Origin of the sequence: Nonomuraea sp. B5E05 (assembly GCF_039880665.1) — a bacterium.
Classification (GTDB): domain Bacteria; phylum Actinomycetota; class Actinomycetes; order Streptosporangiales; family Streptosporangiaceae; genus Nonomuraea.
Window position 1 is genome coordinate 246391 of the sequence record NZ_JBDPMJ010000012.1, and the last position, 21493, is coordinate 267883.

Genomic DNA, 21493 nt, shown 5'->3' on the forward strand with positions numbered 1-21493 from the left:
CATCTCCTCGGGTCGATCCCCCACAATGGGACGCGGCGCCCTCTTTGGGCAGGGAAACTGTCGGTATGGCTTTCCCGCCTCACGAACTTCAGCCCTTCGCTCACCTGAGCGCGCCCAACGCGGCCTTCTACCGGGAGATCCTGCGTTCCTTCGCGCGCGCGAAAGAACGTTTCATCGTGCATCTGCGGCCCGAGGACGTGGCGGCGGAGCTGCGGCGGGACAACGACGACGCGCTCGCGCAGGCGCTGGACAAGCTCCGGGAATGGGGCAACCTGCGGGCCGACGCCGACACCGGCAGGGTCACGAGCGTGGAGGACTTCCACCGCAAGCGGTACCTGTTCCAGCTCACGCATGCGGGGCAGGCTGCCGAGCAGGCGATCGCGTTCTACGAGGATGCCATCGGGAAGCGCGGGGCGCTGCAGTCGGTGGCGTTGGGAGACATCGCCGAACAGTTGCAGTCACTGGCCGCCCTGGCTCATGATCCGGATCCCGACCCGGCGCGCGTGCACCTCCTGCTGCTGTCCCTGTCCGATCGGTTCTCGTCCCTGGCCGACAACGCGCAGGCGTTCATGGCCTCGTTGCGGCGCGCGATCGACTTCTCCGACGGTGACGTGGCAGGGTTCATCGCCTACAAGGAACGGCTGATCGACTACATCAACCGTTTCATCGCCGACCTCGCCAACTCCGGAGCGCGGATCGCCACGCTCCTGGGCGAACTGGAGAAATGCGACCATGATCGGCTGCTGCGGCTGGCCGCGCGGCGGGAGGCCGCCGACGCGGTTCCCGACGAGGAGGACGCGGCGGAGGCGTACGGGAGAGCCGAGGAAGCGGCGTTCGCCTCCTGGTCCAATCGCTGGAGGGGGCTCCAGGACTGGTTCGTCTCCACGGGCGCCGGCCGGCCGTCGCAGGCGCGGTTGCTGCGCCAGGCGGCGATCACGGCGATCAAGCAGCTCATCGATGCGGTCGGGCTGCTCAACGAGCGGCGATCCGGGCGTTCCGATCGGTCCGCGGACTTCCGGGCGCTGGCGCGCTGGTTCGCCGAGGCGCCCGACGAGGAGGCGGCGCATCGGTTGTGGCGGGCGGCGTTCGGGTTGACCCCGGCCCGGCATCTGACGGTGACAGCCGCGACCCTGGACGAATGGCGCGAGGTCGGGTCCGGGGTTCCCTGGCCGGAGGCCCCGCCGATCAGGATCTCGCCGCAGCTTCGCCGTACCGGTTCCTATGAGCGGCGCGGCAGGCCCAACAAGGTGGCCGACCGCTCCCAGGCACGTAGGTTGCTGCTGGAGCAGGCCGAACGGGAGGCGAGCGAGACGGCCGCCGCCCGGGCGGCGCTGCGGACCGGCGGCCCGGTCCTGCTGTCGGAGCTGGACGTGCTCGATCCGCGGGCGTTCCGGCTGTTCCTGGGGCTGCTCGGCGACGCACTCTCCGCCCGCCGCCCCGGGGAGACGGAGGTGAAGACGGTGAGCGCCGACGGCTCGATGGAGGTGCGCCTGACGCTCGTCCCTGACGGGGGCCAGGCGGAGATCCGTACGGAGGACGGAGTGCTCACCGGACCCGAGCACGTGATAGAGATCACCGACCTGATGGCGGCGCGATGATCTCCGACGAGGAGCAGGCCCAGCGGCAGGCCGCGCTGCGCGCGCTGCTGGCCAGGCCGCTGCTGACCGCCGAACGCGACCCCGAGGCGCTGGTGCTGGTGCGCCGGCATGTGAGCGAGCTGCGCGACTGGCTCTCGCGCGAGACCGGCTGGCGGCTGACCGTGGACTCGGGTACGGCGCGGCTGTTCAAGACCGCCCCTGACACGCGGGACGCGACCCATCCAGCGCGGGGCAAGGCGGGAGAGCCCTACGGTCGGCGCCGCTATGTGCTGATCTGCCTGGCTCTGGCGACGCTCGAACGGGCGGACGCGCAGACCACGCTCGGCCGGCTGGCCGAGGAGGTGCTGTCGTCCGCGGCCGAACCCGAGCTGGACTTCGACTTCACCCTCGACAGCCGCGCCGAGCGGGCCGACCTGGTGGCCGTGGTGCGCACACTGCTGGACTGGGGGGTGCTGCGCAAGGTCGCGGGCGACGAGGACGCCTACCTGTCCGCGACCGGCGACGTGCTGTACGACGTGCGCAGGCCGGTGCTGGCCGCGCTGCTCACCGGCACGCGGGGCCCGTCCACGATCACCGCTGTCTCGTTCGAGGACCGGCTCGCCGAGCTGACGGCCGAGCCGGTCGCCGACACCGACGACCTGCGCAACCAAGCTCTGCGTCGCAGGCTGACCCGCAAGCTGCTGGAGGACCCGGTGATCTATTTCGCCGACCTCGACGAGGCCGAGCGCGCCTACCTGGCCTCGCAGCGGCATGCCATCGTCCGCCGGCTGGAGGAGGCGACCGGGCTGGTGGCGGAGGTGCGCGCGGAGGGCATCGCGATGGTCGATCCCGATGACGAGCTGACCGACGTCCGCATGCCGGAGCAGCGCACCGACGGTCACGTGACGCTGCTGGTCGCCGAGCAGCTGGCCGCCCACGGCGAGCAGACGATGGAGGAGCTGAAGTCCTTCGTCCGGCGGGCGGCCCGTGAGCACGCCTCCTTCTGGCGCAAGGGCGTGACGGAGCCGGGAGCCGAGGACGGGCTGCTGTCAGGGGCACTGGCCAAGCTCACGGCGCTGCGGCTGGTCCGCGTCACCGGGGACGCCGCCGTAGGCCTGCCCGCCATCGCTCGATACGCCTTGGACGAACCCGTTATCAAAGGACAATGATGCCGCCCTCCCCGACCTCCGAACGCTGGAAGCCGCTGCGCGCCGGGCTTGTCGACCTGTTCTACTACGACGTGGAGGAGTTCCACTTCCACGACGGTCGCCTGCTGTTGCGCGGCAACAACGGCACCGGCAAGTCCAAGGTGCTGGCCCTGACGCTGCCGTTCCTGCTCGACGGAGAGCTGGCCCCGCATCGGGTCGAACCGGACGGCGACCGGCAGAAGCGCATGGAGTGGAACCTGCTGCTCGGCGGCAAGCACCCACATCCCGAGCGGCTGGGCTACGCGTGGATGGAGTTCGGCCGCCGTGCGGCGGACGGTTCGGAGGAGTTCCGTACGATCGGGTGCGGGCTGAAGGCGGTCAAGGACCGCGGCATCGTCCGGCACTGGTTCTTCCTCACCCCGCAACGCGTCGGCGCGGAGCTCCGTCTGCTCTCTTCCACCGGAGTGGTGCTCACCCGGGAGAAGCTGCGTGACGCCGTCGAAGGCCGAGGCATGGTGTACGACCGGGCCGCCGACTATCGCAGGGCCGTGGACGAGGCTCTGTTCGGGCTCGGCGAGCACCGTTACGAGGCGCTGGTGAACCTCCTCATCCAGCTGCGCCAGCCGCAGTTGTCCAAGAAGCCGGATGAGAAGCTGCTGTCCCGCGCCCTCACCGAGGCGCTGCCGCCGCTCAGCTCCGCTCTGATCGCCACGGTCGCCGAGGCGTTTCGCGGCCTGGACGAGGAGCGGGACGCCTTGCGCGGGCTGGCGGAGGCGCGCGAGGCGGCGGCGGGCTTCCTGGTCCATTACCGCCGGTACGCCGCCATCGCGGCCAAGCGCAAGGCCGCCGTGCCACGACTGGCACACAGCCGCTACGAGCATCTGGGCCGCGACCTCGGCGAGGCCGAGGGCCGCCACGCCGCGGCGGAGGCGGAGCTGGCGGCGGCCCAGCAGGTGCTTGAAGAGCTGGAGGCACAGCGGACCCTGCTGGAGGCGCGCCGCGACGCCCTCCGGCAGAGCCCGGAGATGCGTGACGCGGAACGACTCAAGCGGACCGGCCAGGAGGCCGAGCGGCTGGCCGACCACGCCCGCCGCTGCGCGCGGGAACGGGACCGCCTCACAGGCGAGGCACAGCGCCGCGAACAGCGCGCCCGCACGGCCCGGGACAAGGCCGACGCGGCAGGGCGCGACCTTGGCCAGGTGAGAGACCTGACCATGTCGGCCGCCCGTGCGGCGCGATGCGAGCCCGAGACCGCCCGCATCACGCCGTCCGAACCCGATCACCTCATCACCGCCGACCGACCCGAGCTGGCGCGGATCAGGCGCGCGGCGGAGGAGCTGGCGGACCGCCAGGAACAGGCGATCGGCGAGCTGGAGCGGCTCATTGACGGCGTGCGGCAGGCTCAGGAGCGGATGAGGTCCGCGCGTGCCGAGGTGGAGCGGCTGACCGCGGAGACGCAGGCCGTCGCCGAGCGCGTCGCCGACGCGGAGGAGGCGGTGAGCGGAGCGGTCGCCGGGCTCGTCCAGGAGTACACCCTCTACCTGGCCGGTCTCGTCGAGCTGCGGCTGGACGATCCCGATGAGGTGATCGCGGCGCTGGAGTCCTGGGCCGCCTCCACCGACGGCCCCAACCCGGCCGCGAGCGCCGTGAGCGACGCGGCCAGAGCGGCCACCGACGCTCTCGGCCGGTTGGGCGCGGAGCTGGACTCCGGGTTGGAGGAAGCGACGCAGGCCGCCGCGGACCTGTCGGAGGAGATCGTGCGGCTGGAGGCAGGCAGCCACGAGGCGCCGCCTCAACCTCACACGCGCGACCCCGCCACCCGCCTCGGCCGTCCCGGCGCACCCCTGTGGAAAGTGGTGGACTTCGCCGGCGCCCTGCCTGCCGACCATCGGGCCGGGCTGGAGGCGGCGCTGGAGGCCGCCGGGATCCTGGATGCCTGGGTGACGCCGGACGGGATGTTGCTGGCCGAGGACGACACCGTCGTCGTGGCCGGCGAGCCGCTGACCGGCCCATCCTGCGTCGCCGTCCTGCGGCCGGCCGTGGACCGGGCCGATCCACAGGCCGCTGCGCTGGCCGACGGCGCCGTGGAGGCCGTCCTGTCGGGCATCGGGCTCGGATCCGGCCACGATCGCCGGGCGTGGGTGGCGGTGGACGGCCGGTGGGCGAACGGCGTACTCACCGGATCGTGGCACAAGGTCGAGGCCCGCTACATCGGCGAGGGCGCCAGGGAGGAAGCGCGGCGGACCCGGCTGGCGACGCTTCGCAGGGAGCTGGACCAGGCGAATCGGCGGATCGACGACCTGCGCGGCCGGCTCGAGTCGCTCGCCGCGCGCCGGGACAGGCTCGCCGCGGAACACCACGGCCTGCCTCCGGACGCCGGCCTGCGGGAGGCGCACGTCAAGCGCGCCACCGCGTACGAACGGCGGGACGAGATCGACGCCGCGCATGCCGCGGCGGCCCGGCTACTTCGCGACCGGCAGGCCGAGCTCCGGGACGCGGGCATCCGGGCCGAGGAGTTCGCCGCGGACGTCGGCCTGCCCGCCGAGCTCGGCCCGCTCGGCGAGGTCAAGGCCGCACTCACCCGCTACCGGCTGGCCCTGGCCCAACTGTGGCCCGCCGTCCATGCGTGGCGCGACGCGCGCGAGAGCGCCGCGGACGCCGAAGAGGAGCTCGGCCGGGCGAAAGAGCAGCTCGACGATGCCGCCGAACTGGCCGCGAAGGCAGGCGAGGAGGCGGACGTCGCGGCCGAAGCGTACCGCACCCTGGCCGCGACCGCCGGCGCCGCGGTCGAGGAGCTGTACAGCCGGCTCGACCAGGTGGAGCGCGAGCTGAGCGAGCGTGCCATCGCCGAGCGCACCACTCGCCGACGCGAGCAGCAGGCCCTGCAGGAGCGCGGCAAGGCCGAGGGCGAGCGCGACAACCTGCGTAAACAGATCGAGGAGGCGGCCACGGCACGCGACGCCGCCGTGCGCGAGTTCCAGTCGTTCGCCGCCACCGGCCTGCTGAACGTCGCGCTCGCCGACCTGGACGTGCCTGACACGGGCGGCGAATGGGCGGCGACGCCCGCCGTGCTCCTGGCCAGGACGGTCAACGCCGAGCTCGACGCCGTGGACGACGGCGACGGCCCCTGGGACCGGGTGCAGAAGAAGGTCGCCGAGGAGCACAAGTTGTTGTCGGACGCCATGGCGAGGCACGGGCACTCCGTCGGGCTGACCCTGCGCGACGGCGTCATGATCGTGGACGTGGTCTTCCAGGGCCGAACCAGGGACATGCCCGAGCTGGCCGGGGCGCTGGCCGAAGAGACCGAGCAACGCGCTCAGCTCCTGTCGGCCAAAGAACGCGAGATTCTGGAGAACCACCTGCTCAACGAGGTCGCCGGCACGCTACATGAGCTGATCGCCGCGGCCGAGTCCGAGGTCCAGGAGATGAACGCCGAGCTGGAGTCCCGCCCCACCTCCACCGGCATGCGGCTGCGGCTGATCTGGAAGACGGCCAGAAACGCCCCCGACGGGCTCGACCGGGTCAGGGGCAGGCTCCGCCAGACCGTGGATGCCTGGTCCACCGCCGACCGGTCCGCCGTCGGCGCGTTCCTGCAGGAGCGGATCGCCCGCGAACACGCCGACAATCCAGCCGCGGGCTGGACCGAGGCATTGACCAGGGCGCTGGACTATCGCACCTGGCACGAGTTCGCGATCCAGCGGCTCCAGGACGGGCAGTGGCGAGCCGCGACCGGTCCCGCCTCCGGCGGCGAGCGGGTGCTGGCGGCATCGGTGCCGCTGTTCGCCGCCGCCTCGGCCCACTACAAGTCCGCGGGCAACCCGCACGCGCCGCGCCTGGTCGCGCTGGACGAGGCGTTCGCCGGGGTCGACGACGACTCCCGGGCCAAGTGCCTCGGCCTGCTGGCCACGTTCGACATGGACGTGGTGATGACCAGCGAGCGCGAGTGGGGCTGCTACCCGCAGGTCCCCGGCCTGGCGATCTGCCAGCTGTCACGCCGTGACGGCATCGACGCCGTGCTGGTGACGCCCTGGCGGTGGGACGGGCGCGAACGGCAGCGGGTGGACCGCCCTGCCGCCACGGCGCCCTCGCTGTCCCCCGCACCTCCCGTACGGCAGGACGGCTTGTTCGGCATGGACGAGGACGGTGTGCCCGGTTGAGCGGCGGCGACACGGACGGCTCCGTCACAGGCGGCGGGCCGAGCGAGAGGCTGGTGCGGCTGCTGGGCGGCGATGAGATCGCCTGGCTGGTCGACCGGGCACGCCACCGTCTCGAGCAGGGCAAGCCACTGACCGGGACGGTGACGCTCACGGCCGCGACCCCGGCCCAGCGCCGGGCGGCCGAGGTGCTGCTCGGCCGCCGCGCCGGAGCCGGTTCCTCGCTGTCGGTCTCCCTGGACGGGGTGGACCGCATCCTGCGAGCCAGTGGTGTCACCGCGGACGGGCTGCGCGAAGCCGTCGTCCGGCTGCGCGGCCCGATCCGGGATCTGTCCGGCGAGAAGGCTACGCGGACGGCGGCCTGGGAACGGGCTTTCACCAGGCTCGATGCGCTCGTCGCCGACCGGCCCGAGCTGTCCGGGTGGCGATCGTGGCTGGAGTCCACCGGTCTGGTCAGAAGGCTCGCCACCACGGCCGGAGAGGCTCGTACCCTGCTCGACCGGCTGAGCGCCGTGCTGGAGCGGCTGCCGTCGCCGGGCACGCCCCTCGGCAGGTTGGCCGCCGAGACCTGTGGCGACGCACACGGTCTGGACGAAGGACGCCCGCTCGCGACCCTCGCCCTGTCCGCGGCACGCGCCCTGTCCGGCCTGCCGTACGCGGGCGAAGCCGGCGCGGACGCCCGTCGCTCGGCCTGGGCCGCGGTCGGCGTGCACCTCGACGACCTGTCCTCTCTCGTGCTCTGCCTGGGGTTGCCAGGTGACGACCGCTCCCCCACCGGACGTATGCTCAGCGCCGCCAGGGCGGCGGGCGAGCCGTGCGTGCTGACCCTGCGCCAGCTCCGCCGGAATGAGTCCCCCTTTCCCGCGGGCCTGGTCAGGATCTGTGAGAACCCAGTGGTGGTGGCCGCGGCGGCCGACGAGCTCGGAGCCTCCTGTCCGCCCCTGGTCTGCGGGGGCGGCCGGCCGTCGACGGCCGTCTGGCGGCTGCTGGACCTCCTCGCGGCCGGCGGCGCGACGTTCGCCTACCACGGCGACTTCGACTGGGGCGGGATCGCCATCGCCGCCTCGGTCCACGAACGGCTCGGGTTCCTGCCGTGGCGCTTCGACGCCGCCTCCTACCAAGCCGTGCCGTCGTCGGCGCCGCTGTCCGGTCAGGCCCGCCCGACCCCCTGGGATCCGGGGCTGACCGTGGCGATGGAGCGACGCGGCGTACGGGTCGAGGAGGAACTCGTGCTTGCCGAGTTGATCGCCGATCTGGCCCCGAAGAGGCGTGGCGGGCGCTGGAGGCCCAGATGACACCGCCCGCAGGCGCGTTCGCATTCAGGTGGTCCCCGACCGCCCTCCCCGTACTTCCCGATCCGCGGTACGGGGTAAGCCGGGGCTGCCCATGAACGCAGGTCCAAGAAACCAGACAAGCCCGGCAAGAGCACGAGTTCGAAGGAGAAGCGGCGCCGTTATGGATGTCATGAAGCAGGCCGGGGCTCTCAAGGAGCGGCTGGTCGATTTCGCCCTGTCACCCCGGTTCGCCCGCGAGCTCGACAAAGCCTTCGAACAGAGCCACCCCGGCGGCCTCGTCGAGAACGAGGTGACCGCCAGCATGGTCGTCGACCACTTCGCCCTGCAGCACCGGCTGGCCTCCGGAGACACGGTGATCGACCGCTTCCTGCGAGCCCACCCGGGCCTGAGCCCGCAGGAACGGTCGATGCTCCTCGGCTGGAAGGACGTAGTCGAAGGCTTCTTCGAGGTCCAGGGCAAGGACCGGGATGCCGTGATCCTTCTCAACCTGGTGGACGAGCTGACCTATCGCGCGCGGTCCAATATGGGCAAGGCAGCGTTCCGTACGGTCGAGAAGGGCATGTTCCTCATCTGCCGCCTGGTGCCGCTCGGCGAGGACTGGCTGGTCAGCGCCCACATCAGCCTCTTCCCCGCCGAGGCCCGCGCCCAGCTCCTCCCCCAGGCTGCGGAAGTCGCCCTGCGCAACCCCAAGCTGGTCTTCCGAAATCCGGAAAAGCTCGCCACCGCCCGCCGGATGCTCGCCGAACAGCGAGAAGTCTTCATCGAACTGCACGGCGCCGAATACATCGTGGTCCCGGGGGATCAGGTGATCCCCCGGCTCAACGCCTTCATGCAGACCCTCATGGACCGGGCACAGCCGGGTGACACCACCCCTCCACCCAGCTCCACCTATCCGGATGAGGTGCTGGACGCCGACACGGTGGCGATCCACTTCGACCCGGAAACGGGCATCAGCCTCTACCTCGACTTCGGACTCCTCCAGGAGCTCTTCACCAACCCGAGCCTGATCAACCGGCGTCGCTACCGCGAGATCCTGACCTCCTACCTGCGCGGCGACGACATCTCCCCCGCAGCCATCAGGCTCCTGGCCGAACCCGATCCGGACAACGCCAGCGTGGTCTTCCAGAAACTGCTGAAGAAGAAGGGCTTCTCCTGGCCCGAGCACGGAGAAGCACTGCTGCGCCGGCACAAGGCCCGCTACTTCGAGACTCCCCAACTGCCCACCACCGTCCCGGTCAGCGCCGCCATGACGGAACACCTGCGGACTCTCGATCACCAGACGCCGATCTGATCGAACATGCTGGTTCCCGTGTGGGGCGCCCAGACCCTGCTGACGTGACTCGCGCGGCGGTCAGTCGCAGCCGCAGCCGTCGCAGCAACAGCCGTCCTCGCCCGGGCAGCAGGAGCAGCAGTTGCCGCAGCAGTCGTAGCCGGAGCAGTCGAAGCGCTCGCAGAAGGAGCCCTCGCGGTCCTCGTCCCAGGCGGGCCGGTACAGGCCGCACGTGCAGCAGGTCAGCGCAGCGCACGCCAGCGACAGCAGCCCGCCGGGATCCCGCTTCGGCGGCCGTTGCCCCGGCGGTGCGCCGGGATCGCCGGGCGGGTGGCCGGGCGGGTGGCCGGTGCCGTGCGTTCCGGCGATGGTGAAGGCTCGGGAGACGGCGCTGCCGGTCTCCCGTACCAGCAGGGCGTGCGTCAGGCCGGGGCGGGGCAGGTCCAGCCCGTCCACGGCGGCGCGCAGCTCGGCGTGCGCGGCGTCGCAGTGGCGGCGCGCCTCGTCCAGGCCGGTGCCGGTGGCTGCCAGCGGGTTGTACGCCCCGGACTCCCGGTCGTCGGCCAAGTCCTCCACCGCGTCGATCAGGTGTGCCAGCTTCCCGAATCCGCGACCGGCCGCCTCCAGAGCCTCCCGGTTGTGCGGCTTCCCCGCGAGCACCGCTGTGTGCGCGAACGCGGCGGCTACGGCGTCCTCAGTAGGCCCCGTCAACTCTCGTAACCCGGGCGCCGCGCTGCTCCCCGGGGGCGCGTGGGCGGGGGCGCGTTCCAGGAGGGTCTGGCGGTCGGCCGCCGCCGTCAGCGGGGTGGGGTCGAACCCCAGCGTGCCGGCCATGGCCGTGCCGGCCGAGGACCAGCGGCCCGCCAGGCGGGTGGCGCCGGCGGCCACCGGGCGGCGGGCGTACATGCCGTCCCCGTCCGCCACGTGGTCGCTCACCTTGCCGGCCGCCAGGAGCAGCGACACCGAGGCCGCCAGCCGTACTCCCTCGGACTCCACTACGTCGGCGCCCTTGAAACCGCGTAGCGCACACGGGCCCGCCCTCCGGCGCGGCGCGGACGTGGGCGACTGGGCCTCGGTGAGGACGGACACGAGCAGGCCGTCGTAGTTGGTCACCAGGCGCGACAGGTGTCCGTGCTCGTCGCGGAGCGCCAGGCAGAGCCCGCACAGGTGCCCCATCCAGTCCGCGTAGAGCCCTTTGCACAGGACATGCCGACACGGGCGAACAATGCCGAACATGTGTCCCCTTTTGTGAGCAATTGAGAGCCAACCGTAGCACCAGGCCGCCGGACGATACCGCGGCGGCGAACGGATCCGCAGGAAGGAGACAGGGCCCTCACCGACCGGCCTGGAGCACTGCGCGTGCCGACCTGAAAGGGTCGAAAATCGTTGGACAACGGGTGCCCACACGGCCATCGTTCGCCGTGATCGGATCCGGCTCGGTGCGCAACAGCGCCGCCACATCCGCCGACTCCGAGCCCTCGGCTACAGCGTCACCGTCGAACCCGCCAACTGACAACGCATCACCACGAAAACACCCGACCATGCCGGCGTTCGCTGCCGCCCGCCCGCTGAACCACCGATTTCGGATCAGCTCAGAACGGATGGCCAGCGGCAAGTCGTTACGTCTGGGCCCACACCTGACCAGCTTGGGATCATCCACCGGAGCAGATACACCCTCTGTCGACGTGGTGCAGGCCCGGCGAGGGCGCTGAGCTCGTCGCGGTCGGCGTGGTGTTTTCGCGCGACTGCGTCGTCGCGATACGGCCCGACGGCGCCGCGTCCTTCCGGTTCACCGACTTCGACCGCATCTTGGGGAAACCGAGCGAGTACGGATGCACGCCGAACGTCTACCTGCACCTCATGGCGACCCACTGACCATCCCCGAGCCGCCACGGCCGGCCCTGGCGGCGCGGGACCTACACGGCTGGTACAAATGGGGCATGAGCGAATCCGTCGGGTATCCCCCGCGGCGGAACGTGCCGGCGGCCCGGCGTGTCTACAGTCGGACGTACCGTGTGTGGGCCCGCGTGCTCCTTTGGACGCCGATCGCGCTCACAGTGGCCGGTGTCGTCCTCGGCCTGGGGCTGTTCGCGGCCGCTGACGCCGACCCGACGCACAATTCGTCCGCGCTCGGCTATCTCGGCCTCGTTGTGTGGGGCGCCCTCGCGGTCCTTTCACCGATCCTGCTCGGGTCATTCATCGCCGGGCTGGTCATGCTGAACCGCACGCGCAGTTGAGGTCGCGGCGGGACGCGGCCCGACACAGAGTGCCGCTGCGCGGGCAGCCGCAGGCGGAGAAGCGGCGCCGGGGCGGAAGGCGGGTGTACCGGATCGATACCTGCACCAGCGTGCCGCGGCCACCTGACGGGGTTCGTCGAACCAGTCGCCTGGCAAGCATGGCGGCTGCCGCTTGCGCCAGCCAACGAGCGCCGGGGAGCGTCGATCACTCCCCCGAGTATCGCGTGGCGTTCGATCCGGCCTTCCATCGGCACCACTACATGCTCATCGTGATCGGGTGGTCGCTGTCCACGGCCCTGATGCGGCCGATGCGCGTTGTAGTGATCGAGATACTCGTTCAGAACCACGCGCAGGTGACGTTCGCCGTAGATCAGCATTCGGTCGGTGCACTCGCCGCGTACCGTCCGGATCCAGCGCTCGGCGAAGCAGTTCGCCCTAGGTGTCCGCGGTGGTGTCTTCAACACCGTGATACCTACGGCGGCGAACACCTCATCGAAGACGGCAGTGAACTTAGCGTCCTGATCGCGGATAAGGAAGCGAAACGACCCTGCTCACTCGCCGAGTCGATCAGGAGGTTGCGGGCCTGCCGAGCGGTCCTCTTCTTGCCCTCGCCCCGGCACGCGCATCGCTTCGCTCGCGCTCATGAGCACTCCCACGGCAGCGATTGATCAAGTCCCTCCGCACAGGCGAGAACGCACTGCGGGTTCACTCAGGGATCCGATCGCGTCGTCGCGCCTTGCGCAGCGCGAGGGCCCCGACGGTGAGCAGGGCGAGTGCGACAATGATCCAGCCGGTGCCGAGTCCTGCCAGCCAGCTGGCGATGGTGGCTTGTACGGCTGTCGCGGTGTTCACGATCGGGTCGCCCGCGTCGGCTCCGGCGAAGACGCGCAGCTCGTACCAGCCGTAGTAGACGACGTACAGGCCGGCGAGGGTGAGCAGGCCGCCGCTGGCTCTGGACACGTACGGCAGCAGGCCCCGCAGCCTGGCGACCACGGCGGCGCGGGCGAACGCCACCGCCAGCGACAGCACGGCGATGACCATGCCCATGCCGAGCCCATAGGCCGCGAAGGCAGCCACGCCGCCGAGCAACCCGCCGCCGGACAGGGAGGCCGAGGTGACCGCGAGGAACGGCCCGACGGTGCAGGACAGGGAGGCCACCGCGTACGACAGCCCGTAGCCGTACAGGGACAGCGGCGAGGTGGTGGGGCGGCCGGTGGCCAGCCCCGGCAGGCGCAGCAGCAGTTCGCGACCGGACAGCAACCACAGGCCCAGCCCGACCAGGACTACTCCGATGACCAGGCTCGCCCACGGCAGGTAGCCGCCCACCGACACCGCCAGCGCGGTCACCGCGAGCCCGAACAGGCCGAAGACAGTGACGAATCCGGCGGTCATGGCCGCCGAAAGCATCAGCGCCCGTCCGACGGGCCCGCGGCGTGTGGTCTCCTCATCGTTGATCAGCAGAGTGAGGTAGGCGGGCAACATGGCGAAGCCGCACGGGTTGAACGCGGCCACGGTGCCGGCGGTGAGCGCCAGGGCGAGCGGGAGGTCGGCGGAACTCACGTGGGCGCTCCCCCGCCGCGGGGTCCGGGCGTCGCAGCCCTGTCGAAAGGTCCGGGCACCGCCGTCACCCGTCACGCAGCGTGCGGACGAGCTCGTCCAGCTGCTCCCTACCGAGCGGCCCGGACGCCTTCGCGGTGGTGCCGTCAGGCTTCATGAACACGAACGTGGACTGCTGGCTGACGCCCAGCTTCGTCCACACTGCTCCCTTCTCGTCCGAGAGATGCGGGAGGTTCTCCGTCTTGGTGCGCTGGACGAACTCCTTCATCGCCGTCTCGGTGTCCAGCCCGGCCACGCCGACGAAGGCGACGTCGCCGTACTGGGCGGCGGCGGCCTTGACATGCGGCGCCTCGGACATGCACTTGGGACACCACGGCGCCCAGAACCAGAAGACCACGGGCTTGCCGGCCAGGCTCGCCCCCTGGAAGGTCTCACCGTCCAGCGTCCGGGCGGAGAACTCCAGCGCGGCGGGCACGGAAGCTTTGCTTGCCGTCTCCTGCGACGCGGTCGGCTCGGGCGTTATGGATGTCGAGGGGGCCGCCGCTGGTGCGGAGGTTACAGTGGAGGTCACAGAGGCCGACGTAGTGCCGCTCTCCGCCCCGTCTTGCCCCGGCCCGCCGCACCCGGCCGCCAGCAGTGCTGCTGTCGCTATCGCGGTCGCGGTTCGTACTGGGATCATGCGATTCATCATAGAAGTGCTGCTCCGCGTCACTTCTTACAACCCGATGACGGCGAGGGCAGCCCACACGACCGAGCTGGTGCGGCGCCTTCCCTGGACACGCCAACGCGGCGGTCCTCAAGCTTCCACGGCCTGCTGGAAGGGCGCCGCCGCTACCTGAACGTTCGTGCCGTCGGCCTATATGCCGATCGGCGCGTGGGGTTTGGGGTGATTGAGCGCGCACATCGTTAGCGGACGCCGGGCCATCCTGCAAGGGCCCTCATGTCCGGTTGGCGAGCCGTAACGAGCCATGAACGTCCGTAAGAAGCCCGCACCTGCGGGCCAGGGCGCGGAACGCGTCGCGACCGCTCGATCGGCATTGGATGGCCGTTGAGAACGGCTGATCTCGCCTGACAGTGCCTTCGAAGGCGCTGTCAGGTCGCTATCAGCGCGAATGCGCATGGTTTGGGGCGTCACAGAACGGATCGCGATCGCGGTCCTGTCCCAAACGATGCAGGAGAAGTCTCATGGCTCATCCACGCCGATGGTGGATCCTCGGCGTTCTCTGTCTGGCGCTGCTGGTGCTCAGTGTCGATAACATGATCCTCACGCTGTCCATCCCCGCGCTCATGCGCGAACTGGGGGCGAGCCCGGCTGACGTGCAGTGGATCCTCGACGCCTACATCCTGGTGTTCGCGGGACTGCTGATCACAGCTGGGAGTCTGTCGGACCGGTACGGCCGCCGCCGGCTCTTGATCATCGGGCTGGTCGTACTCGCCCTGACCGGCGAAGGTGCGTGGCGGCGAGGCGGGATTGCATGCCCGTTTGAGACTTTCCGCGTGCCGCCCCTGGCACGAGACGCGCCAGAAGGCCGAAGTCTCCGGGACCTGTTCAACGACAGGCTTGACGTCATGAGTGATTGCGGCAACGAGCAACTGGGCACGGAGCCTGCCGCCGAGACCCTTGATCTGCGGCCGCGCGACGGAGAAACCGGCGCGCCAGAACGCTCCATGACCATCGCGGACGGATCGGGTACCGCGCAGCGCACCGCGTCCAGCAAGCAGATGGCGGTGACGGCGTGAACACAACCTCGGCTCCCTCATCACCTTCGTGGCGGGAACTGCTGAGCCCGGAGCATGCCGGTGCGGCGATCGTGCTGGCTGTCGGGGTGCTGGTGGGTGCGGTCAACATCTATCTGGCCTCGAGCCTGCTGCCGACCGTGGTGGCCGACATCGGCGGCGCCGATTTCTACGCGTGGAACATGACGATCTACCTGGTCGCCATGGTGATCGCGACGATGCTGGTCAGCCGCCTCCTGGGTCGCTGGGGCAACGTCGGCGCCTACCTGCTCGGATTCGGCCTGTTCCTGGTGGGGTCGCTGGCCTGCGCGGTGAGCGCGGTGATGCCGGTGCTGCTCGCCGGCCGCACCGTCCAGGGATTGGGGGCGGGATTGCTGTCCGGGCTGGGCTTCGCCGCCGTACGGTCGGCTCTGCCGCAGCGGCTGTGGACACGCGGCAACGCGCTGATGTCAGCGATGTACGGTGTCGGCAACTTTGTCGGTCCGGCGCTGGGCGGGGTGTTCGCTCAGTTCGGGGCATGGCGGCTGGCGTTCGTGGCGATGGCGGTGATCGCGGCGGTGTGCGGCTTGCTCGTGCCCCGGGTGTTGCTGCGCGGCGAGCGAAGCAATGCACGGGCGCCGGTTCCGGTCGTGTCGTTGCTGCTGGTCACGGCGGCCACCGTGGCCGTCAGCCTGGCGGGGGTGCTGGCTGGCGCCATGGCCATGGCGGCCGGCATCGTGGTGGCGCTACTGCTGGTGGCCGCCTTCGTCGCTTATGAGCGGCGCAGTGAGCTGCGGGTCTTCCCGGGCACCACCTACCGGCCGGGTTCGCCGCTGAAGTGGGTGTACTTGACGCTGGCGCTGCTGGCCTTCGGCGTGGCGGTGGAGTCGTTCGTGCCGCTGTTCGGTCAGCGGCTGGGCGGGCTGGCCCCGGCCGTGGCCGGGTTCTTCGGCGCGGCCATCTCCCTGGGGTGGTCGGCGACCCAGCTCGTCAGCTCCTCGGCGGTCAAGGAGCACACGATTCGCCGTTTGCGGATCATCGGCCCGCTGCTGCTGGCGCTCGGCTTCCTCGTCCAGGGCCTGCTGCAGCGTCAGGACGCGCCGACCTGGCTGGTGCTGATCTGGGTGCCGGTGCTGTTCATCGCGGGTACCGGCATCGGGCTGGCCTATCCGCACCTGTCCGTGGCCGTGATGTCCAGCACCCAGGATCCGGAGGAAGGGCGGCGGGCTGCCGCCGCGATCGCCACGGTGACGAGCCTGGCGATCGCGTTCGGCACGGCGGTCGCCGGAGTCCTGGTCAACCTGGGTGGACAGTCGATGCTCGACTCGGCCAGGTACGTGCTGTTCGGCTTCGCGCTCATCTGCGCGATAGGCGCCGTCACCGCCCGCGCGGCGGACCGTGCAGGCCGACGACCCCACCACCCGCCGCTTCGCCGGCCTGTACAGCACCGACGGCCGCATCACCGGGGCCGTGACCTGGAACCTCCCCCAGCAAGCCCGCGCCCTGCGCCACCATGTCGCCGAACAAACCCCCTGGCGGCGAGCACTCCGCCACGCCGCCACCCTCTGAGAGCAGAAATCGGCCATCCGGAGTGAACACGGGTCTGGGGCCTCCCCAGTTCCCGCCGTCACTATCGTTGCTTCCCCTTGAAAGGGCCTTTGACGCTGGGCTTCGACCCCGCCCGTTTCCAGACGAAGCCGCCAGCCTGCTACCGGGCCTCCTGGCAGCTACCCGGACCGGCTTCCACCGGCAAGCGACGACGAGCTTACGACCAGACGATCAGCCGCTACGTCACGGCTTCACCTCCATTCTGCTGGGCGCACGAGATCACCTCACCTGCTTGACTCCCTGCCGGGCAGGAGCGTGCTAGCCTGTAACCAAATATCCAGTATGGTTATAGCTCTCGATGGATGAGACGTTCGTCGATGGCTTGTGGCCGGCACTTGGAGTCCCCGCCGTCATCGCCCTCTCGGGAGGGCCGAGCGTCTCGAACGGAGATTGACATGGGCGCTGCGTCGAAAATGGCGAGCACCTTGCACATGAGTGACGACAACTGGAAGCGGCACGCCAACCCCTGGAGCGTATGGACCAGGCTCGCCGCGATACCACTGATGCTCGCGGCGGTCTGGAGCAGAGTGTGGCTGGGCTGGTGGTGCCTGGTCCCGATCGCCGCCGTGATGCTGTGGCTGTGGCTGAACCCGTTCGTCTTCCGCCCGATCCACACGCCCACCACATGGTCGGCCAAGGGCATCTATGGCGAGAAACTGTGGTTCAAGGACAAATGGCCGGTCACGGCCGATCATCGTCGAATTCAGCGCTTGCTGATCGTGGTGGGCGGCCCGGCCGCGATCTCGCTGATCGCCTACGGGCTCGTCTCACTCGAGATCTGGCCGACCGCTTTCGGCGCCACGCTGATGATCATGGGTCAGCTCTGGCGCATCGACCGGTTCGGCGTGCTCTATGAGGAGCAGAAGCGGGCCGGCACCGTGCAGTAGGCGTAGATGCCAGCCTGATCGATCCCCGTGGCCGGTGACGCCTTCGGCGCTCATTGGCCACTCATCTGCCCGTTTCCCTGCCTGCTGTCGGCGTCGGGCTTACGTGTCATGAGGTGGCAAGAGCCCCGTTAAGCTGGAGCCCAATATCCCGATTGGACATAGGGAAATATCGTGGCTGTTGCTTTCACTGACCAGGAGCGGGCGCGGATCACCGCGGACCTGCTGGATGCCGCCGAACGGCTGTATGCATCCCAAGGGCTGAAGAAGACCTCGCTGGAGGAATTGGTGGCTCCGGCTGGGATTTCCAAGGCCAGCTTCTACGCCTTTTTCGACTCCAAGGAGACCCTCTACAAGGAGGTCATGATCCGGCGGGCCCCGCTCATCGCCGAACGGCACAGTGCTGTGTTCCGCCGCCCCGCGAGCGTGGAGTCCCTGATAGAGGTGATGCGAGCGATGACGACCGTGCTGACCGCGGATCCGTTCTACCGGCGGTTGTTCACCCATCCTGACGAGCTCCAGGCAGTGTCCCGACGGATCGGCGCACAAGAGATCGCCCGCGTCACGCCGTACATCATGACCCCACTGCTGGACTACATCGCCAAAGGGCAGGCCCAGGGGGTGATCACCAGGGATGTCGAGCCCGAAATCGTGATGGGCGTGATGCGCACCATCGGGCTGATCGTCATGAACCGGCACATGTACGGCGACACCTACGACACTGTGCTCGCGGCCACGACCAACGCCATAGCTCGCGGACTGGTCACCTCGAACGGAGACTGGCCGCGTCAGGAAACACCAGGTCAGCGCAGTATAGGAGCGCAGAGATGATGTAGGTGAGCACCTCCCGCCAGTCCTGACCCACCCACTGACTGACCTCGGGTCTTCAACGGGATCTGTCGCTCTGAGCGGGAGGTGCTCACCTGCACCCACCGGACGTGGCGTCGTGACCTCATAGGAGCCTGGCCAGAGGCCCCTTCTCTGTCTTGTCCGCCCTGCCCGGCCGGTGCGTGCCGCCCTGTCGGGGGACGAGCCGATCCCCGACCTCGCAAGCAGCCCAGGAGGATGTGAAGACCGTCAGCCCTCCCGCAGGTCACGCCGATGGAAGGCGACGGTCCCCGCCGACAGGAGCGCTGCCGTGAGCGCGCCGAGCCACAGCAACGGACCGACATCCAAGGGTTGGCTCAGCGCCTGCGGGACGTGTGCGAAGGGAGACAGGTTCCTGACCCGGTCGTCCAGTTGGAGTAGCTCGCCGAGCTGGCCGAGCAGGGCGAAGGCCACCAAGGCCGCCCACGCCAGAGCGGTCAGGCGGGGCAACAACCCGAACAGCAGCATCGCGATGCCCGCCAGGGTCCACGTAGCCGGCACCTGGACCAGCGCCGCGCCGAGCAGGCGCATGGCCTGACGGGCCGGCTCGCCGATCCGCAGGCCGTGTGCGAGCCCGGCCGCCAGTCCGCCCGCGGTGATGATCAGAACGCTGCCGCCGAGGGCCATGCCCAGATGGCTCAGGGCCCATCGCCAGCGGACCACGGCCGTGGCCAGGACCGGCTCTGCCCGCAGAGCCGACTCCTCCCCCTGCAGTCTCAGCGTCGCCTGCACCGCATAACCGCCGGCAACCAGGCCCAGCAGGCTCAGCTCGGCGGCCAGGAACGTGTCGGTCAATGCGCCCGCGCCGCCGACCTGCTCAAGGATCGCGGCCAGTTGCGGGTTGTCACCGACGATGTCGCCGACGCTGTAGGCCAGGGCGCCGAACAGCAGGCCCACGACCACGAAGCCGATCCCCCAGCCGAGCAGGCCGCCGCGCTGCAACCGCCATGCCAGCGCCAGCGGGCTCGCGAGATACGCGGCGGCGTCAGGCTTGCCCGGCCGCGCCGGCACGAGTCCGGCGCCGAGGTCGCGCCGCCTGGTGTAGGACGACGTTCTTTCTGAGCACGTAGGGCCTGATGGGCGACATGGATGATGTCCATGATCTTCAGGGCTGGTCTTGGGGTTGGCCTGGTTCGTGCCCGGCGACAACGTGAGCGTCAATCGTTCAAGACCGGCCCTCCCCGCTCTGTCTGGAAACACCGGGGAGGGCCGTTAACGGTGTGGAGGTTCACACCGCGTGCTCACGGTAGGCGACCACCGTGCTGTGGTCGAGTCTGCGCTGGTTGAAGGCGCTCTGGCGTGTCCTGGGTGTGATGGGGTGCTGGTCGGGTGGGGGCATGCCCAGCGCCGGGTGATCCGCACGCTGCGTTCGGGGGTGCGGCTGGTGTTGCGGCCCCGGCGGGCGCGGTGCCGCGGCTGCGGGGTCACTCACGTGTTGCTGCCTGCGCGGCTGCTGGTTCGGCGGGCCGATGATGGCGAGACGATCGGGGCCGCGCTGGAGTTGGCCGTGACGGGTCACGGGGTGCGGCGGATCGCGCGGGTGCTGGGCCGGTCGGTCTGGACGGTGCGGGGGTGGGTGCGCCGGGCGCGGTGCTCGGCCGGGGCGCTGCGGGCGGGCTTGGCCGGGTGGGTGGTGGCGTTGGATCCGGACCCGCCGCCGATCGCCGCGTCGGGCTCGGCGTGGGCCGATGCGCTCAGCATGCTGGTGGCGGTGCACCGGGCAGCGGTGGTGCGGTGGCCGGAGTTGGCGGACAGGCTGTCGTTGTGGCGGCTGGCCGCGGTGCTGAGTGACGGGAGCCTGCTGGCACCAATGCCGGTGGTCCGGGCGATCAACACCAGCCGCCCTCTGGTGACGTTTGGTGACTGATCGGATCCTTTGAGGTGACTGTGTGTCGTCAACTCGGAGGGGACCAATCGTGACAACACACCACACGACGCGCCATGCCGAGGCTCGGCATCGCGCCGAGCAGGCCCGCCAGATCGCGCTGTTCCGCTACCGCCTGGTGCAGGAGGCCCTGGACGGGGACCTGTCGACGCGCCAGCGCGGCGCGTTGGTGCGCGCGATCGCCGCGCAGACGCACCCCGGCCCGGCCGGTCGGCCGGTGCGGGTGTCGCGCAAGAGCCTGGATCGGTGGATCCGCGCCTGGCGGGCGGGTGGTTTCGAGGCGCTGCTGCCTGCCGCCCGCCGGCCCGACCCGCGCAGTGACCCGGCCGCGCTGGCCTTGGCAGTGGCGTTGAAGAAGGAGAACCCGGCCCGCACCGCGGTCCAGATCCGGCAGATCATGCTCACGCGCGGGGGCGGGCTGATCGTCCCGCACGAGCGCACCTTGCAGCGGCACTTCCGCCGCATCGAACTCGACCTGGATCTCGATCCTGCCGCGACGGGGCGGGTGCTGTCACGGTTCGAGACCGCCAAGCCGAACGACATGTGGATCGGAGATGCACTCCACGCGATCCGCATCGGCCCCGCCGGCCGAAAGACCATCCTGTTCTGCTTCCTGGATGACCACAGCCGGGCGGTGATGGGCGGCCGGTTCGGGTTCGCCGAGGATGTCGTGCGCATGGCCGGTGTGCTGCGCACCGCGCTGCAGACCCGCGGCATCCCCGGCCGGCTCTACCTGGACAACGGCAGCCCGTTCATCGATTCCTGGCTGCTCAAGGGCTGCGCCGATCTCGGGATCAAACTCATTCATTCCACCCCATATCGGCCCGAGGGCCGCGGGAAGGTGGAACGCTTTTTCCGGGTGGTGCGCGAGCAGTTCCTGGTCGAGTTCTCCGGCCACCACCCGCGCCGGGTCGCCGACCTGGCCGAGCTCAACCGGCTGTTCGCGGCGTGGGTGGAAAGCGTCTACCACTGCCGGCCGCACGGCGAAACCGGACAAGCGCCGATCGTCCGCTGGAACAGCGGCATGCCCACTCCACTGCCGATCCCCGAGGCCGACCGGCTGTCGGAGGCGTTCAAGTGGGAAGAGACGCGCACCGTCGACAAGACCTGCCTGATTTCGGCGTTCGGCAACTACTACCAGGTCGACCCCGCGCTGCGCCGCCGCCGGGTGCAGATCGTCTTCGACCCCTTCCACCTGGAAGAGATCGAGGTCCGCCACGACGGCAAGACTTACGGCACCGCCACGGTGTTCACCCTGTCCCGGCACGCCCACCCCAAAGCGCGTCCCGAACAAC

At 70.1% G+C, this 21493-nt stretch carries 18 protein-coding genes; 14 read left to right on the plus strand and 4 right to left on the minus strand.

Going from position 1 to position 21493, the window contains the following annotated elements; translation table 11 throughout:
• Positions 1 to 65 precede the first annotated feature (65 nt).
• From ABGB01_RS23835 to ABGB01_RS23855, 5 genes are all read left to right on the plus strand, one after another.
• Positions 66 to 1598: a TIGR02677 family protein gene (locus tag ABGB01_RS23835; protein WP_347775755.1), complete on the plus strand. Its 1533-nt coding sequence runs from the start codon at positions 66 to 68 to the stop codon at positions 1596 to 1598.
• The gene (locus ABGB01_RS23840) at positions 1595 to 2746 is read left to right on the plus strand and encodes a TIGR02678 family protein (protein ID WP_347775756.1); all 1152 of its coding nucleotides are present in this window, start codon (positions 1595 to 1597) and stop codon (positions 2744 to 2746) included. Before ABGB01_RS23835 ends, ABGB01_RS23840 begins: the two co-directional genes overlap by 4 nt.
• Positions 2746 to 6882, plus strand: a complete 4137-nt coding sequence (locus ABGB01_RS23845) for a TIGR02680 family protein (protein ID WP_347775757.1) — start codon at positions 2746 to 2748, stop codon at positions 6880 to 6882. The genes ABGB01_RS23840 and ABGB01_RS23845 overlap by 1 nt, the downstream gene beginning before the upstream one ends.
• The gene (locus ABGB01_RS23850; protein ID WP_347775758.1) at positions 6879 to 8174 is read left to right on the plus strand and encodes a TIGR02679 family protein; all 1296 of its coding nucleotides are present in this window, start codon (positions 6879 to 6881) and stop codon (positions 8172 to 8174) included. The genes ABGB01_RS23845 and ABGB01_RS23850 overlap by 4 nt, the downstream gene beginning before the upstream one ends.
• A 160-nt stretch (positions 8175 to 8334) precedes the next feature.
• Positions 8335 to 9465: a hypothetical protein gene (locus tag ABGB01_RS23855; RefSeq protein ID WP_347775759.1), complete on the plus strand. Its 1131-nt coding sequence runs from the start codon at positions 8335 to 8337 to the stop codon at positions 9463 to 9465.
• A gap of 60 nt (positions 9466 to 9525) precedes the next feature.
• On the opposite strand, the gene ABGB01_RS23860 is transcribed toward ABGB01_RS23855, so the two are convergent.
• The gene (locus ABGB01_RS23860; protein ID WP_347775760.1) at positions 9526 to 10680 is read right to left on the minus strand and encodes a DUF5685 family protein; all 1155 of its coding nucleotides are present in this window, start codon (positions 10678 to 10680) and stop codon (positions 9526 to 9528) included.
• A gap of 492 nt (positions 10681 to 11172) precedes the next feature.
• Here ABGB01_RS23860 and ABGB01_RS23865 point away from each other — a divergent pair, with 492 nt between their 5' ends.
• The 3 genes from ABGB01_RS23865 (at position 11173) to ABGB01_RS23875 (ending at position 12349) form a co-directional block, all read left to right on the plus strand.
• Entirely contained in the window at positions 11173 to 11319 is a 147-nt protein-coding gene (locus ABGB01_RS23865; RefSeq protein ID WP_347775761.1) for a hypothetical protein, read from the plus strand.
• Between the two features lie 65 nt (positions 11320 to 11384).
• Positions 11385 to 11681 (plus strand): hypothetical protein, encoded by a 297-nt coding sequence (locus ABGB01_RS23870; protein ID WP_347775762.1) that lies wholly within the window; start codon positions 11385 to 11387, stop codon positions 11679 to 11681.
• A 224-nt stretch (positions 11682 to 11905) separates the two neighbouring features.
• Positions 11906 to 12349: a hypothetical protein gene (locus tag ABGB01_RS23875; protein ID WP_347775763.1), complete on the plus strand. Its 444-nt coding sequence runs from the start codon at positions 11906 to 11908 to the stop codon at positions 12347 to 12349.
• A 37-nt stretch (positions 12350 to 12386) separates the two neighbouring features.
• On the opposite strand, the gene ABGB01_RS23880 is transcribed toward ABGB01_RS23875, so the two are convergent.
• Both ABGB01_RS23880 and ABGB01_RS23885 read right to left on the minus strand, forming a co-directional pair.
• Positions 12387 to 13241 carry a cytochrome c biogenesis protein CcdA gene (locus tag ABGB01_RS23880; RefSeq protein WP_347775765.1) on the minus strand — a complete coding sequence of 285 codons (855 nt, stop codon included), beginning with the start codon at positions 13239 to 13241 and terminating at the stop codon, positions 12387 to 12389.
• Positions 13242 to 13305: 64 nt separating this feature from the next.
• Positions 13306 to 13713, minus strand: a complete 408-nt coding sequence (locus ABGB01_RS23885; protein ID WP_347775766.1) for a redoxin domain-containing protein — start codon at positions 13711 to 13713, stop codon at positions 13306 to 13308.
• Positions 13714 to 14423: 710 nt separating this feature from the next.
• Between ABGB01_RS23885 and ABGB01_RS23890 the strand changes: the two genes are divergently transcribed.
• From ABGB01_RS23890 to ABGB01_RS23905, 4 genes are all read left to right on the plus strand, one after another.
• Positions 14424 to 14978: an MFS transporter gene (locus ABGB01_RS23890; RefSeq protein WP_347775767.1), complete on the plus strand. Its 555-nt coding sequence runs from the start codon at positions 14424 to 14426 to the stop codon at positions 14976 to 14978.
• Entirely contained in the window at positions 14975 to 16549 is a 1575-nt protein-coding gene (locus ABGB01_RS23895; RefSeq protein ID WP_347775768.1) for an MFS transporter, read from the plus strand. The genes ABGB01_RS23890 and ABGB01_RS23895 overlap by 4 nt, the downstream gene beginning before the upstream one ends.
• Positions 16550 to 16957: 408 nt before the next feature.
• Positions 16958 to 17449, plus strand: a complete 492-nt coding sequence (locus ABGB01_RS23900) for a DUF6653 family protein (protein ID WP_347775769.1) — start codon at positions 16958 to 16960, stop codon at positions 17447 to 17449.
• Positions 17450 to 17620: 171 nt separating this feature from the next.
• Positions 17621 to 18277: a helix-turn-helix domain-containing protein gene (locus tag ABGB01_RS23905; RefSeq protein ID WP_347775770.1), complete on the plus strand. Its 657-nt coding sequence runs from the start codon at positions 17621 to 17623 to the stop codon at positions 18275 to 18277.
• Positions 18278 to 18523: 246 nt separating this feature from the next.
• Here ABGB01_RS23905 and ABGB01_RS23910 read toward each other — a convergent pair whose 3' ends face one another.
• Positions 18524 to 19324, minus strand: coding sequence for a hypothetical protein (locus ABGB01_RS23910; protein WP_347775772.1), 801 nt, complete (start codon positions 19322 to 19324; stop codon positions 18524 to 18526).
• A gap of 253 nt (positions 19325 to 19577) precedes the next feature.
• Here ABGB01_RS23910 and ABGB01_RS23915 point away from each other — a divergent pair, with 253 nt between their 5' ends.
• Positions 19578 to 20180: a DUF6431 domain-containing protein gene (locus ABGB01_RS23915; protein WP_347775778.1), complete on the plus strand. Its 603-nt coding sequence runs from the start codon at positions 19578 to 19580 to the stop codon at positions 20178 to 20180.
• Positions 20181 to 20316: 136 nt separating this feature from the next.
• The coding region (locus ABGB01_RS23920; RefSeq protein ID WP_347775773.1) for a DDE-type integrase/transposase/recombinase at positions 20317 to 21493 on the plus strand (1177 nt) is incomplete at its 3' end.

Bases quoted from the DNA above. Each gene is read 5' to 3' on its own strand.
- ABGB01_RS23855 (WP_347775759.1), top strand. From the start codon at position 8,335: ATGGATGTCATGAAGCAGGCCGGGGCTCTCAAGGAGCGGCTGGTCGAT.
- ABGB01_RS23845 (WP_347775757.1), top strand. From the start codon at position 2,746: ATGCCGCCCTCCCCGACCTCCGAACGCTGGAAGCCGCTGCGCGCCGGG.
- ABGB01_RS23890 (WP_347775767.1), top strand. From the start codon at position 14,424: ATGGCTCATCCACGCCGATGGTGGATCCTCGGCGTTCTCTGTCTGGCG.
- ABGB01_RS23900 (WP_347775769.1), top strand. From the start codon at position 16,958: ATGGGCGCTGCGTCGAAAATGGCGAGCACCTTGCACATGAGTGACGAC.
- ABGB01_RS23835 (WP_347775755.1), top strand. From the start codon at position 66: ATGGCTTTCCCGCCTCACGAACTTCAGCCCTTCGCTCACCTGAGCGCG.
- ABGB01_RS23870 (WP_347775762.1), top strand. From the start codon at position 11,385: ATGAGCGAATCCGTCGGGTATCCCCCGCGGCGGAACGTGCCGGCGGCC.
- ABGB01_RS23840 (WP_347775756.1), top strand. From the start codon at position 1,595: ATGATCTCCGACGAGGAGCAGGCCCAGCGGCAGGCCGCGCTGCGCGCG.
- ABGB01_RS23860 (WP_347775760.1), bottom strand. From the start codon at position 10,680: ATGTTCGGCATTGTTCGCCCGTGTCGGCATGTCCTGTGCAAAGGGCTC.